The sequence below is a fragment of the Paraburkholderia dipogonis genome (assembly GCF_042680985.1).
Classification (GTDB): Bacteria; Pseudomonadota; Gammaproteobacteria; order Burkholderiales; family Burkholderiaceae; genus Paraburkholderia; species Paraburkholderia phytofirmans.
Window position 1 is genome coordinate 1 of record NZ_JBHUFR010000028.1, and the last position, 14,303, is coordinate 14,303.

At 62.0% G+C, this 14,303-nt stretch carries 9 protein-coding genes; all 9 read left to right on the forward strand.

The features are described from left to right. The coding region (locus ACFSNN_RS31635) for a sugar phosphate nucleotidyltransferase (RefSeq protein WP_377779203.1) at positions 1-482 on the forward strand (482 nt) is incomplete at its 5' end. Next, a complete protein-coding gene (gene rfbC, locus ACFSNN_RS31640) occupies positions 467-1,018 on the forward strand; it encodes a dTDP-4-dehydrorhamnose 3,5-epimerase (RefSeq protein WP_134456992.1) in 552 nt (183 codons plus the stop codon). The genes ACFSNN_RS31635 and rfbC, both read left to right, overlap by 16 nt. Positions 1,019-1,027: 9 nt before the next feature. Beyond that, a complete protein-coding gene (rfbD, locus tag ACFSNN_RS31645; protein ID WP_134456991.1) occupies positions 1,028-1,924 on the forward strand; it encodes a dTDP-4-dehydrorhamnose reductase in 897 nt (298 codons plus the stop codon). Further along, positions 1,921-2,817: a glycosyltransferase family 2 protein gene (locus ACFSNN_RS31650; protein WP_208949482.1), complete on the forward strand. Its 897-nt coding sequence runs from the start codon at positions 1,921-1,923 to the stop codon at positions 2,815-2,817. The genes rfbD and ACFSNN_RS31650 overlap by 4 nt, the downstream gene beginning before the upstream one ends. 83 nt (positions 2,818-2,900) lie before the next feature. Next, positions 2,901-5,072 carry a glycosyltransferase family 2 protein gene (locus ACFSNN_RS31655; RefSeq protein WP_134456990.1) on the forward strand — a complete coding sequence of 724 codons (2,172 nt, stop codon included), beginning with the start codon at positions 2,901-2,903 and terminating at the stop codon, positions 5,070-5,072. Between the two features lie 41 nt (positions 5,073-5,113). Further along, positions 5,114-6,085 carry an ABC transporter permease gene (locus ACFSNN_RS31660; RefSeq protein WP_134456989.1) on the forward strand — a complete coding sequence of 324 codons (972 nt, stop codon included), beginning with the start codon at positions 5,114-5,116 and terminating at the stop codon, positions 6,083-6,085. Between the two features lie 56 nt (positions 6,086-6,141). After that, positions 6,142-8,595, forward strand: coding sequence for a glycosyltransferase (locus ACFSNN_RS31665; protein WP_134456988.1), 2,454 nt, complete (start codon positions 6,142-6,144; stop codon positions 8,593-8,595). A gap of 88 nt (positions 8,596-8,683) precedes the next feature. Continuing rightward, entirely contained in the window at positions 8,684-10,159 is a 1,476-nt protein-coding gene (locus ACFSNN_RS31670) for an ABC transporter ATP-binding protein (protein ID WP_377690192.1), read from the forward strand. A gap of 85 nt (positions 10,160-10,244) precedes the next feature. After that, positions 10,245-14,297 (forward strand): glycosyltransferase, encoded by a 4,053-nt coding sequence (locus ACFSNN_RS31675; protein ID WP_134456987.1) that lies wholly within the window; start codon positions 10,245-10,247, stop codon positions 14,295-14,297. The last annotated feature ends 6 nt before the right edge of the window (positions 14,298-14,303 follow it).

The window sequence follows — 14,303 nt, forward strand, 5'->3', positions numbered from 1 at the left end:
ACGTGCACGATCCTGAGCGCTATGGCGTGGTCGAATTCGACAGGCAGTTCCGCGCGTTATCGATCGAAGAGAAGCCGCACAAGCCGCGCTCGAACTACGCGGTCACGGGTCTGTATTTCTACGACCGGCAGGTCTGCGACATTGCCGCGGACATCAAGCCGTCGTCGCGCGGCGAACTCGAAATCACCGACGTCAACTCGCGTTATCTCGCCAACGCGGCGCTCGAAGTGGAAATCATGGGGCGCGGCTACGCGTGGCTCGATACGGGCACGCATGACTCGCTGATCGAAGCCGCGACCTTCATCGCCACGCTGCAGAAGCGCCAGGGCCTGGTGGTCGCGTGTCCGGAAGAAATCGCTTACCGGCAGCAGTGGATCGACGGTGAGCAGTTGCAGGCGCTCGCCAAGCCGCTCGCGAAGAACGCCTACGGCAAGTATCTACAAAACCTTCTTACGGACCAAGTGGCATGGCCATCCAAGTAACCGCTACCACGCTGCCTGAAGTCAAGATCATCGAGCCGAAAGTATTCGGCGATGCGAGAGGCTTTTTCTTCGAGAGCTTCAATGCGAAGGAATTCGCCGAGCAGGTCGAGCCGGGCGTCGAATTCGTGCAGGACAACCATTCGCGCTCCGCGAAGGGCGTGCTGCGTGGGCTGCACTACCAGGTCCAGAATGCGCAGGGCAAGCTCGTGCGTGTCGTCGAAGGTGAAGTGTTCGACGTCGCGGTGGACATTCGCAAGAGTTCGCCGAATTTCGGCAAGTGGGCGGGCGTGGTTCTGTCGGTCGACAACCATCGGCAGTTGTGGGTGCCGCCCGGTTTCGCGCACGGTTTCGTGGTGCTGTCCGAGTCCGCGCAGTTCCTCTACAAGACCACCGACTACTGGTATCCCGAACACGAGCGCAGCATCGTCTGGAACGATCCGGCGATCGGCATCGAGTGGCCGATCGACCAGGAGCCGCTGCTGGCGGCGAAAGACGCCGCGGCCAAGCTTCTGGCCGATGCCGACGTCTTCGCATAAGGGGTTGGCATGAGCGCACATGACGCCAGCCGGACGATCCTCGTCACCGGTGTGAACGGCCAGGTGGGTTTCGAGCTCGCGCGTACGCTGCAAGGGCTCGGCACCGTGGTCGCGGTGGATCGCGCCGCCATGGACCTGTCCGATCCGGATCAGGTTCGCGCCGTGGTGCGCGACATCCGGCCTACGCTGATCGTCAATCCCGCGGCTTATACGGCGGTGGACAAAGCGGAAGAGGAACTCGATCTCGCCATGCGCATCAACGGCGAAGTGCCGGGCGTGCTCGCTGAAGAAGCGAAAAAGCTGGGTGCGGCGCTGGTTCACTATTCGACCGACTATGTCTTCAACGGCGAGAAAGACGGCGCCTACGTCGAAGACGATCCCACCGATCCGCAAAACGCGTATGGGCGCACCAAGCTGGCCGGCGAGCAGGCCATCGCCGCGAGCGGATGTGACCACCTGATTTTTCGCACGAGCTGGGTGTACGGCACGCGCGGCAAGAACTTCCTGTTGACGATGCTGCGCCTCGGCGCGGAGCGCGACGAATTGAGCGTGGTCGCCGACCAGATCGGCGCGCCGACCTGGTCGAAAACGATTGCCACGCTCACGGCAAACGTCCTCGCCCAGGCAGCGGCGCCGGGCCAGCGCGACTGGTGGCAGCAGCATTCGGGCGTTTATCACCTGACCGCGGCGGGTTCGGCGTCGTGGCACGGTTTTGCCGAGGCCATTTTCGAACTGTCGGGTCTGGCGAAGACGCCGACCGTCAAGCCGATTCCGGCGGCTTCCTATCCGACGCCCGCGAAGCGGCCCGGCAACTCGCGCATGTCGAATGACAAGCTTGCGCAAACGTTCGGCATGCAGGCGCCGGATTGGCGCGACGCCTTGCAACTTTGCCTGGGCGAGCGTTGAGCGGCACCCCGCTGACATCGCGTACGGGTGCCGTCGTTGTTTTCTACAACCCCGATGCGGCCTGTATCGAGCGGGCCAACCGGCTCGCCGCGCGGATGCACTGCGTGGTGGTCGACAACACGCCGGCCATGCGCCCGGCGAGCGAGCTGGGACTGGACGGCGCGATCGAGTACCTGCCCAACGGCGAGAACGCGGGCATCGCGACGGCGATCAATCAGGGTGTCGAAGCGCTGATTCGAGGCGGCTTCGACATGGCGATCATCTTCGATCAGGACAGCGAGCCGCCGGCGTCGCTGTTCACGGAGCTGCCGAAGGTCATCGACGCGGCCAACGCATCAGGCGAACGGGTCGCGCTGGCGGGTCCGGCTTATGAAGACGCGCGGCTACGTGGCCTCGCGCCGTTCGTGCGCTTCAAGTGGGGCACGCTGGAGCGGATCGTGCCGCAGGGCGATCGGCCTATCGAGGTCGACTTCCTGATTTCGTCGGGGTCGTGCATCAATTTGCGCTGGTGGTCGAGCATTGGTCCGATGGACGACGCGCTTTTTATCGATTTCGTCGACCTGGAATGGTGTGTGCGTGCCAAGCAGAAGGGCTACCGGGTGTTGGGCGTGCCGTGGGTGCACATGAGCCATGAACTTGGCGGCGAGCCGGTCCGCATCCTGGGGCGCGCGTATCCGATGCATAGCCCGTTGCGCCACTACTACCTGTTCCGCAACGCCATCGTGCTGATTCGGCGCTCCTATGTGCCCTGGACGTGGAAGTCGTCCGAACTGGTCAAGTTTCCGGTGCGGCTCGTCATCTATTCATTGATGCCCTCGCAGCGGCTGGCCCATCTGAAAATGGCCTTGCTCGGTATGTGGGACGGCATTCGCGGGCGACTGGGTAGACTTTAAAACGCGGTGCGACAGCAGTCGGTGCCATTGGCCAGAACTCCACGGGCAGCAGGCGTCTCGTCGGACGCGCAGGAAGGAATTGCATGAACACAAAATTTGATGAGCATCAGCAGGAAGCAGTCGGTCAGGATGTGTCCCGAGATGAGCCGTTGTCGCCTGACGCCGAGGATGCACGCCGTCTTCAGGCGCGCGTGACACAGCTCGAGAAACAGCTTACCGACGCGCTCAACGACGGCGAGTCGGTCGCCAGACTCAACAATCGGCTTCTGAAGCTGGAAGTCGAGCAGGCCGCTATGCTCCGTTCGACTTCGTGGCGTGTGACGGCGCCGCTGCGTTCGGTGAGCCGTATCACGGCGGCGGTCCGCCTTGCATTCAGTACCATTGGCCGTCAGGCCGAGGTCAGGGGCGGGCTGGGCAGCGCGCTGGGCTACTACGCGTCGGTGATCGGGCGCGAAGGTCTGCCGGGCGTCGTGGCGCGCGTGCGCCGGCTCAAAAGCGGACGCGGATTCGCCGACGGTCCGCCGCGTGACGAGGTCTACCACGAGTGGATCAGCCAGTACGATACGGTCACGCCGGCCAAGCAACGCGAAATCGAAGCGGAAATCGGCCTGTTGGCGCGCAAGCCGCTGATTTCCGTCGTCGTGCCCACGTTCAATAGCGACGAGCGTTTGCTGCGCGAAATGGTGGCATCGGTGCAGTCGCAGATCTATCCGCACTGGGAGCTGTGCATCGCGGACGATGCGTCGACCCAGCCGCACGTCAAGGCCGTCCTGCAGGAACTCGCCGCGGCCGACAGCCGCATCAAGGTCGTCTTCCGTGAGACGAACGGCCACATTTCCGAAGCCAGCAATAGCGCGCTCGCGCTGGCTTCGGGCGAATATGTCGCCTTGCTGGATCACGACGACCTGCTGCCGCCGCACGCGCTGTACATGGTGGCGCGCTACATCAATCTGCATCCGCAAGGCCGGATGTTCTACAGCGACGAAGACAAGCTCACTACCGAGGGCAAGCGCACCACGCCTTACTTCAAGTGCGACTGGAACCCGCAGATGTTCCTTACGCAGAACATGTTCTCCCATCTTGGCGTGTTCGAGACGAAGCTGGTTCGGGACGCGGGCGGTTTCAGGAAGGGCTTCGAAGGCAGCCAGGATTACGACCTGGCGTTGCGTTGCGTGGAACTCGCCGGCGACGACAGTGTGATCCACATTCCGCATGTGCTGTATCACTGGCGCATCGTGCCCGGCAGCACGGCGGGCAGCGGCAGCGAAAAGCCGTATGCGCTAGTCGCCGCGATTCGCGCGCTGGAGGATCACCTGAAGCGCGCGAATATCAGCGCGACGGTCGAGCATCCGGTGGAATCGCTCGGGGTGCTGCGCGTGCGTTATACGCTGCCGAGTCCGCAACCCAAAGTGTCGATCATCATTCCGACGCGCGATGGGCTTGCGCTGCTCAAGCAATGTGTGGATAGCGTTTTTGCCTGCACGCTTTATCAGAATTTCGAAATCATCATCGTCGACAACGGCAGCGTGAAGCCGGAGACAATGAAATATTTCGACGAAGTGTCGCAGCGTCCCAATGTGCGCGTATTGCGCGATGAATCGCCATTCAATTTCTCGGCGCTGAATAATCACGCGGCGCGCGTGGCGACGGGTGAATTCCTGTGTCTCCTGAATAACGATATCGAGGTGATCTCGCCGGACTGGTTGAATGAAATGGTCAGTCTGGCCAATCTGCCGCGCTCCGGCGCGGTGGGCGCCTGCCTGTGGTATCCGACTGATGCGTTGCAGCACGGCGGCGTGGTGCTGGGGCTCGGTGGGATTGCCGGCCACATGCATCACATGATGAAGCGCGGGCACTTCGGGTACTTCGGCCGCGCGGCGGCGACGCAGAATCTGTCGGCGGTGACGGCCGCTTGCCTCGTCGTCAAGAAGTCGGTCTACGACGAAGTGGGCGGACTGGAAGAAGACCTGGCCGTCGCCTTCAACGACGTGGACTTCTGCATGAAGCTGCTAAAGGCGGGCTACCGCAATATCTGGACGCCGTATGCCGAGATGTACCACCACGAATCGGCGACTCGCGGCTCGGACCTCGATCCGGAGAAGTACGAGCGGTTCGTGAGCGAAATCCGCCGCATGGAGGCACGTTGGGAAGGCTGGTTCGAACGCGATCCGGCGTACAACCCTAATCTGTCGCTCAGCAGCGAGGTGCTGCCGTTTACGCTGGCGTCGCCGCCGCGCATCGGCCAGTTCGAATAGCGGCGCAGACGCTCCGGTATCTGCATGAAGCCACGTGAGGCGTGCTGGGGCTTGATTTGACGGCGTTCAGTCCGCTACGGCAGAATGCCGGGTTAAGATGGCGGCGGCTGTATCCACAAATACTCATGACGTTCCGGCGCGCCCGTCAACACGCCGCCGGAATTTTTAGCACCGTTTGCATCGGTTTCACAATCGAAACGCAGACGGTTTGTCGGAACCTATCAATGCAAATTTCTGTTTTGCGGCATCGGTCGCTCTTGTGGGACTTTGTCCGCCGTGACCTGGCGACTAAATTCCGCGGTTCGGCGCTCGGCTCCGTCTGGATGATCGTTACGCCAATCCTGACTTTGCTGGTCTATTTCTTTGTTTTTAGCGTCGTGTTTAAGGCGCGTTGGGCCGGCGAAGGCTTAAACAGCAAGGCGTCCGCGCTGATTCTTTTCAGCGGACTGATCACTTACACGTTCTTTTCCGAATGCTTTCTGCGCGCGCCGATGCTGATGCGCGAGAATCCGAACTTTATCAAAAAGGTCGTGTTCCCGCTGGAGGTGTTGCCGCTCGCCATTACCTTGTCCGCGGTCGTGAACGCGGCGATCGGCTATGGACTTCTGCTTCTGTTCAACCTGGTGTTCGTCGGCTTGCCGCCGCTGTCGGCCGTTGCACTGCCGGTCGTTCTGTTGCCGATGTTTTTCGCCGTGCTGGGCGTGACGTATCTGCTGGCGTCGCTCGGCGTTTATCTACCCGACATCAAGCTGCTGGTGCCGCCGATTTCCATGGCTATCATGTATCTGAGCCCGGTGTTTTATCCGCTCGACATGGTGCCGCAAATCCTGCGCTTCGCGGTCGCGATGAATCCTTTTACACCGGTGCTGGAAAACGTTCGGCACGTATTTTTCTTTGGCCAATGGCCGGATGTGGTCGGCATGATTATTCAGTTGGCCGTGTCGATTGCTTTTCTGTGCGCATGCTATTGGTTTTTCATGAAATCCAAAAAAGGATTTCCTGATGTGCTTTAGGAAATTCGCTTAAAGGTATAAGTCGAATTAACGTCGGCAGGTATTGGATTAATATAATGAATAGCAAGAAGGCGCGTGTTGGCATTGTTATCGTAACCTTCAATTCGGCGGAGGTGTTCGCGCTTGCGATCGAGAGTCTGATCAAGACCCGAAGCGATACGGAATTCGTGGTGGCCGCGATCGATAACGCATCCCGGCCGGCCGAGCGTGCCGCCGTGCAGGCCACGTTCGAACACGCTGTCGCCCAGCAAGGCTTGCAAGGCAAATTCTTTCAGCAAGACAAGAACCTCGGCTTTTCCGGTGGCAATAACATCGGGATCCAGTACTGCCTGGCGGATCCGACGATCACGCATATCTGCCTGCTCAATAGCGACGTCATCGTCACGGACCGCTGGCTCGACTATCTCGTCGCGGCGGATAAGGATGCGATCGGTCCGCTGACCAACGCGTCGAACAATGAGCAGGGCATTCCCATTCCCTACCATCTCGGCGACCGCAACCGACTGGGCGAAGGCAGCGCCGCGCTCGATATGCCGTTGCTCACGGAGTTTGCGATTCGCCGGCGTGAAGGCTGGCTCGGCTTCACGGTCGACAGCGAATTCCTGAGTTACTACTGCGTGCTGTTTTCGCGTGAGTTGATCGAACGCGTCGGCGCGCTCGACGAGCGCTTCTTTCCAGGCGCATACGAAGACGACGACCACTGCGTCCGCATTTTGCAAGGCGGATTCAAGATGCACGTGGCGCGCGATGTATATATCCACCATTGGGGCTCAGCGTCGTTCGGCAAGCTCGATGTCGTCGAGGCGCAGGGATTCGCCGCGCAGAATCGCGCGCGTTTCGAGGAGAAGCATGGCCGCGCGTGGCAGGACCGCACGCGCCTGTCCGTGACCGCTTGGATGCAGGATTCGTTGTTTGCGATTGCCTCGCCGAAGCGGTTGCCGATTCACCTCGAAACGCATCACCTGTACGCGCGCCAGATGCGCACGCTCGTGGAAGGCCTCGAGGCCTATTCGAAGCATCTGAATGGCGAAATCGCGCGCTGGCAGGCTGAGCAGATGAACGATCTGCGTTCGCTGGTGATGGGGCGTCATATCGACGAACCCGTCTCGGTGGCGTCGTTATTGCCCGTGATCAACGGCATCGACGCGGACATCGAGCAATACCTGTCGACTGACGGCGAAGGCGTCTCGCCGGAAGTCGTGCAGCGCATGAAGGTTCGATTCGAATCGTTCGCTAATGAACTGGATGCGCTAGTCGCCAAGACGTCGCGTACGGCTCGCGAGTTGACCGCGATGCAAGCCGCCAGGCCGCAGGACAAGCCGCTCAGCTTCAAACAGCGCGTGACGAACCGGCTGGCTCGCGCAGCGCAATTCCCCACCTCGAAGGTAAGCCGCCTCGTACGCGGATACGAATTGTTGCAACTGCTGCGGCACGGCGACGGAATTCTTTTCTTCGCTCCGTATCCGACCAAGGAGCGTGAGCGCGACGGCTATTTTCAGCGCGTCAAGGCAATCGATTCGTTGTTTCCATCGAAACACAGGGTGTATTGCGATGTGCGCGGTCATCCGGAGGCCAAGCCTTTTATCGAAAGGGCGGCGCATAACGCCTGGGTGCTGAACATCTCCCTGGCGTCGCGCAATCAACGCTGGCTCGTCGCGCTATTGGCGCGCCGCTTCAAACGCGTCTATTTCCACAGCGTCTTGCGCATGCCGAATGCGGCAGCGGAAGCGGCGCTTCGCGCGCCGGGCCTGAAATGGGTGCTCGACGTGCACGGTGTCGTGCCCGAAGAGTTCCGGATGCACAATGATTTCTTCTCCGCGCGCATCCATGACGATTGCGAGCGCATGGCGGTGGAGAAAGCGAGCCGTGTGATCGTCGTGTCGCAGGCCATGGGCAACTATCTCGCGCACAAGTACCGCGAGCTGTTGCGCGCGAAAGTGATCGTGTTGCCGATCTTCGCGCTGGAGAAAGGAAGCGAAGGGGCGCGTCCTTACAAGGACGGCCGGCCCACGGTCATTTATGCCGGCGGCACGCAGAAGTGGCAAAACATACCCGCCATGATGAACGTGGTCGCGCGAGCACTGGACCACGCCGACTGGTGGATGTACACGCCGGATGTCGAGGTGATGAGAAACGCGGCGGCGCCCGAGGTTCAAAACCACCCGAACTTCCATGTGGCCAGCGCGACGCGTGCCGAGCTCAACGAGGTGTACCAGCAGTGCCATTTCGGCTTCATTCTGCGCGACGACATGGTGGTGAACCACGTGTCCTGTCCGACCAAGCTGATCGAGTATCTGGCGTTCGGCATCGTGCCCATCGTGGACACGCCCAACATCGGCGACTTCAACACATACGGCATGCGTTACGTGAGTGTCGAGGATTTTGCCAAGGGGCTGATTCCGGACGCGGCCACGCGCATGGAGATGGCCGCGCACAATCGGGCCATCTGCGAGCGGCTGGTCGAGCAGAAGGCCACGGGCGAGAAGGAACTCATCGAGGCGCTGACCTAGTCGGCTAACCGGCGCCGCCGCGCAAGAGAGGCGGGCGGCTCCCGATCACAGCTTTGTGCAAAGCTGTTCATCAACAAAGAGAGTGGTCTTGGACGATATAGCTATCCACGTTCGCGATTTGAGCAAGCGTTACGAACTTTATGCGAAGCCTCACCATCGGCTGGCGCAGATGCTGCTTCGTGGGCGTCGGCAGTTTTTCGGCGAATTCTGGCCGCTGCGCAACATCTCCTTCAACGTAAAGAAGGGCGAAGCAGTGGGTATCGTGGGCCGTAACGGCGCCGGTAAATCGACACTGCTGCAGATCATCGCCGGCGTCCTGTCGCCCACTCAGGGCGACGTGGAAGTCCATGGCCGGGTCGCGGCCCTGCTGGAATTGGGCAGCGGTTTCAATCCGGAGTTTACCGGCCGCGAGAACGCCTACCTGAACGGCTCGATTCTTGGCCTGACGCGCAAGGAAATGGACGCGGCCATGCCGGAGATCATCCGCTTCGCGGCGATCGGCGATTTCTTCGATCAACCCGTCAAGCACTACTCGAGCGGGATGATGGTGCGCGTCGCTTTCGCGGTGCAGGTGCAACTGAACCCGGACGTGCTGATCGTCGACGAGGCGCTGGCCGTTGGCGACGCGCTGTTCCAGAAGCGCTGCTATCAGCGCATTCGCCAGCTGCGCGATCGCGGCGTCGCGATTCTGTTCGTGTCGCACGACATCGAGTCGGTCCGAACGTTTACCGACCGCGCGATTTTGCTCCACCACGGCGAGGTCATGGCGGCAGGTCCGTCCGGCGAAGTCGTGCTGGCCTATCGCAAGCTGTTGCACGACGAGGAAAACCTCGCCAAGCAGAAGGAGATCGCCGAGCACAAGCAGGCGCTCAAGGCGAACACCGCACCGGTGGTCGCGGCGCCCGTCGAGTCGCCGCAACTGACGGCGCCCACCGCGACGGCCGAACCGCTCGAGGCCGCTGCCGCTGAAGGCCATCTCGGGCAAGCCGTGTCGAACGTCTCGGACGCAGCGGATCAGATGGAAACCGAGGCGCGCAACGAAGGCGGCAAGTTCGAATTCGGTAGCCTCGAGGCGCTGATTACGGACGTCTCCGTGCTCGACGGCGCGGGCGAGCAATGCACCACGTTCTATACCGGCGATACCGTCAAGATCGTGGTGAAATTCTCGATTCGCGAGGACATGGACAAGCTCTATGTCAACCTGCGCATCCGCAACAAGGAAGGCATCAAGATGTACTCCTGGGGGACGTTCAACCAGGACGCCGAACTGATCGCCGGCAAGCAGGACGGCTTCGTTTTCTGGAACCGCAAGTTCCGCGCGGGCGAAGAGCATTCCGTCGTCTTCACGATGGACTCCTGCGCGCTGGGCGAAAATTTCTACGAAGTGCAGGCTTCGCTGATCCACCAGGAGTCGATGAACTTCTCCGATCAGGCGATCTTGCACTGGATCGACGAGGCCGCGTTCTTCATGGTCCGCGCGCGCGTCGACACGCATTTCTTCGGTGGCGTGTGCGATCTGCACATGCGCGCCGAACTTGAAGCACCCACCGGCGAAGCCTCGTAAGTCAACGCCTGTCAGTCGCAACGAGCAACGCGGCTGACCCTCTTCGACAAAACGGCTCGCCGTACAAAACCTTGGTATCGACTGTATGACCGTGTTTTCAAGCCACGATGTGCGAGCATGCTTGCGCCAGTGCGTCACCTGTTTCGGGCACGGCAGGATCCTGTACATCGGCGCGCACGCCGCTGATGCGCTCGACTTCCTGCTGGCCGCGGGAACCGATCCGTACGCGCTTTCGCTCGACGCGGATGGCGGGGCGCAAGCCGATCATCGGTTCGTGTCCGACCGGCTTGAGGCGGCGTCCGTCACGGCGCCCGCTCTCGACATTGCCCGGCGTGAATCTTTCGACGCGGCGATCGTGATTCTCCCGCTGAACGGCGCGGCCGCCGAAGCGGCAACGTGGCTCCAGCTGATTGCGCAGGCGGGGATCAGGAACGTCGCGCTGGTGACGCCGGTCGCTCAGAACCGCACCGATGCTGCATCAGCCGGCCAGGCCAAAAAACAGGCCTTCGAACTTGGGTTCCGCATTCACGCCCGCTCGATGTTCGCGCGGCTGACTCATCCGCTGCCGCCGTTGGGCGGCTACGAAGTCTGCGCGTTCGAGCGTGCCGCGAACGCGTCGACGGAACACCAGCCCGCACCGGCCGAAGATATCTTGCGGCATATCGACCGGGCGTCGCAGACGGCGGTCGCCGAGTTCACGCAGATCGACGGTTTCGTTCGGGTCGGCGACGCGGTTCTCGTGCTGGACGATACGGCCGGCAGCGGCGCTTACATCGTTGCGCAGAATTCAATCGCGCGCCACGTGCTCGGCATCGTGCCGGACGCGTCGCGGTGCGGTTACGCGTCGACACAGTATGGCGTGACCGGACGCGTCGATTTCAAGCCGTGGGCGAGTGATGCATTGCACGACCTTGCGAGCCATTCATTTGACGTGGTGATCTGCCGCGACCTTCGCCGTTTCGCGCCGCTCGACTGGTCACGGCTCGCCGACATCGTGCGGCCGGGCGGCCGCCTGATTCTCGGCCTTCGTGCGCCGGAAAGCGCGGGCGATGCATCTGTCGAATTACAGTCGCCAGCCGAACTGCTGCGCGCGACTACCGGTTCGACCCACGCAAGCTGGCTGCCGGAATGCGCGTTCATCTTGCCGCCGGGTGCGCCGTCGGACGTCGCCTGGCGCAAGATGGCACTCGACGAGCGCCTCGTGGCCAGCGACGGTCATCTGATTGTCGTGTCGATGCGCGATCCCGTCGGCGCGGATGCGTCGGCTTTTGTCGATACGATGTACCGGCACGCCGATTCGCCGGCGTTCAACGTCTTGCCGGACGCACGCGGCATGGTGAATCCATGGCTCTTCCGGAGCATGGTGACCATCGGCACGCGCATGAACAACGACGCCGAATTGGGAAGCCTGCAAGCGCGAGTGCTGGAGCAGGCGCCGCACGACACCGCCGACTACGGCGCTGCGCTGTGCGGCCACGCGTATCGCGTGCTTGCCGCGCGGGCCTCGACCGACACGGTACGCACGTGCGTGGCGGAGATTCAGGCGTACCTGGATACGAACAAGAAGGACGCACAATATCTGCGGTGGTCGATCTCGCAGAGCTATGTGGCCGCGAAACTGTTGCAGGCGGTAGGCGATCTGGAAGGCGCCGAGGCTTGGGCATTGAAGTGCGCCGCGATGGACCCGGTTCCGTTTAGTCCGCTGCTGACAACCAAGACGGTTGCCGCGCTCGATCTGGCGGCCAGCTTTGCGGTAGCGCGTCGCGACTATGAGGCCGCGCGTGGGTATCTCGAGCGGGCGGTGCGGGAAGTCCAGCGGGTTCTGTCGGGTGACTGGGTGAACATTCTCGGCGACATGGCGAAGCCGTTGAGCTTCGGCTTGCCGGAAGTGTCGCAACTGGCCGAATTGGGCGCACGGTGCGCTTACCTCTTGAATTATCTCGCCGACGCCGAGTATCGGCCCGGGCTGGTGTGGCGTGAACACCGGGGATTTTACGAGCGCGTGTTCGAAGCAAAGGACACCCAGCTTGAGGCCTTGTTGGACCGCAACACCTTCCTGTACGGCGAAACACAGCGTCTGGAAGATGTCGCCCGGCAGTTGAAAGGCGAAGCCGACCGGCTCGAAGGCGTCATCCGGCAAGGCAAAGATGAAGAGGCTCGCCTTGAAGGCGTGATTGGAGAGAAGGATCGCGAAGTGGCTGCTCTTACACAGACCGTCGCCGCAGGCGAAGCAGAAAAGGCTCGTCTCGCGGCCGCGCTCAATGAACAGGTGCTGACTAGCGAGGCGCTGCGCGCCGCCGTTGCGCGGACCTTGAAGGCCAGGTTGCTGCGCGCAACTCGTGCGCTGTCGCGGCGCTTAGGTATGACGGGCCGCGCCCGCCCGCCCGCACCGGCCGCAACACTTCCCGCGCCGGTGCCGGCTCCCGTCAAGCGCTTCCCCAATGCGCCGTTGTTGCTCGACGAAGGGCGCGTCGCGCAATGGCTCGCTCAGTTCGACGCGGATGCGCCGCGCTGGGCATCCAGCCAGGCGCTAGCGTCCGTCTTGCCGGCAAGTGAGCGCGGCGCGGGCGACCTGAATGCGGATGACGCGCAACTGAAAATCATCGCCGCCTCCGATTTGCGGTCTTTGGCACCGCAAGCGCCGGGCGTGGTGATCGTCGCCGTGTTCGAGGCGGGCGACAACCCGTACGCATTGCGCAGCGACGTCTACGACCATGTGGACTTGTGTATTGCACTGGACCACAAAGTGTTCCTGGGACTGGCGTTGCTGCACCCCATGGTGATCGAAGCGGCACCCGCGAATGTCGTCGACTCCGCGCGCCGTTTCTGGAAAGCGATCGATAGCACGCAGCCGCTGATCGTGCCGGACGCCGCCGCTTTCAACCCGCCGGTTGCACCGGTCGTGATGCTGCAGGTCGACAGCTTCATGGTCGGCGGTCTCGAACGTGTTGTCTTCGACTTGCTGGACCGTTTGGGCAAGGCGGGCTTTCAACCGATGCTCGGCGTTACGGGCGACATCGCGGCCGAGGCCGAGGCCGAACTCAAGCAGCGCCAGTTCGACTACGTGCGCCTGCCGGGCGATCCCGCCGAGCTTCGCGCGGTGCTGGTCGAGCGGAAGGTGGCGCTCGTCAATGCTCACTATTCGCTGACGCTCAGCGACGTGTGCGCTTCGCTGAAAATACCGTTCGCCCAGACCGTGCATAACATGTACATGTGGCTCGACGCCGCCGGTAAGGAGCAGTGGCGTCGCGTGGATGAGGTGACCGACGCGTATATCTGCGTGTCGGCCAATGTCGCGATGTTCGCCGATGTGAATCTGCGTCTGAGCGCGGAGCGCATGATCGTCGTGCCGAATGGCTGCGACTCGGGCAGCGCGATGCCCTTGCTCGAACCGGAGCGCGACCTCGCGCTGCGCGAGGAACTCGGATTTCCGGCGGATAGTCCGGTTTTCGTCAACGTCGCCTCGATCAATCCGGTGAAGGGTCAAGGTCTGTTGATCGACGCGTTTGCGATCGCGCATGCGAAGCGGCCCGACATCCGTCTCGTGATCCTCGGCAAGCACTCGGATGGCGGCTACGCCGCGCGGCTCCAGGAGCGCATCGCGCATCACGGCTTGCAAGGCGTGGTGTCGATGCCCGGCTATCGGTCCGACGTCTATCGATTCGTCGATCTGGCGCGCGCAGTCGTGATGCCGTCCTTTACCGAAGGCTGGAGTCTCGCGATATCGGAGACGCTTCAGCGCAACGCGCCGGTCATCGCCACGGATGTCGGCGGTGCGCGCGAACAGTTGATCGGCGAGGCAAACACGGTGATTCGCGCCTACCGTGACGACTGGTCGACGCTGGACGGCGCCGAGTTTTATCAGGCCATCGCCAACGAATGGGAACTGCACGCGGTTCGCGACGAACTGGCCAGAACGATGGTCGAGCACGCCGGGCGGCCGGTGCGCCAGCCGCGCGAGAGTTTGCAGCAGTCGTTCCAGTCGATGACGCCGGCGGAAGCCTACACGCGGCACGCGGAGATTTTCGCGGCCATCCTGACTCGCACGAACGCCGATTGCGTTCGCTATGCATCGTATCTGCCTCAGCGTCAAAGCCGTTACTTCAAGTTGACCGATGCGCGGCCCGAAGTGGTCTGAAGCTGC